This is a genomic window from Okeania hirsuta (assembly GCF_003838195.1).
GTDB lineage: Bacteria > Cyanobacteriota > Cyanobacteriia > Cyanobacteriales > Microcoleaceae > Okeania > Okeania hirsuta.
This window is the reverse complement of the sequence record NZ_RCBY01000671.1, coordinates 1-677: the sequence shown is the minus strand read 5'-3', so window position 1 is coordinate 677 and position 677 is coordinate 1. Positions and strand designations below refer to the sequence as shown.

Sequence of the window (677 nt, the reverse complement as noted above, 5' to 3'; positions counted from 1 at the left end):
TTCTTCCTTCTTCCCTCTTCCTTCTGAGTGCTACTGCCACACCGAAAATTATTTTTCCCACCTGCCCTAGAAATGAAATTTCTAAGCTACCTCAACCTCCTTTATCTCAAACTCAACCAAGTATTCCTAGTCTGTGGTTAACCCAAGATTTCTTTGGTGAAGAACTTATTTATACTTGGTTTGTTGACTCAGATGATATTTGGGTAATGTTGGTAGTCAGAAAATTAATTTGGGATAAAAAAGGCTACCTAGAACGTTATAAATTTATTAACCATTTTGGTAATGTAGCTAGAGAATATGGCTATAACTTACAAGTATGCGAACCTCGTAATAAAAAACCAATTGCTGCCTATTTTTGTGACTTTGAAACTGCTCCATTAAATTGTAATGTAGAAATTGATTATAGATTTGGTAGAAGTTTATTTCGTTCACCTAAAGGCTTTACATTTCCTCCCACAGTAGAGTGAATATTTATCATGACTAGATTTCTTTATTCCCAATTTTTCAAACAATTTTTAGAAGAATTATAGCAATTTCCATACTGGCGAGGTACAAAATTTTAGGTTTGAGGGAACACCGGATCTGGGAACGGGGAACAGGGAAGAAGGTAGAAGGAAAAATTTAGTCATTATTCAGAAGTAAGAAGTAAGAAGGAAGAGGGAAGAAGGAAGAAGGAA

At 35.0% G+C, this 677-nt stretch carries 1 protein-coding gene; it reads left to right on the top strand.

Features of this window, described 5'->3' with window-relative positions; all coding sequences use genetic code 11:
* The coding region (locus D5R40_RS36835; RefSeq protein ID WP_161565195.1) for a hypothetical protein at positions 1-467 on the top strand (467 nt) is incomplete at its 5' end.
* Positions 468-677 lie beyond the last annotated feature (210 nt).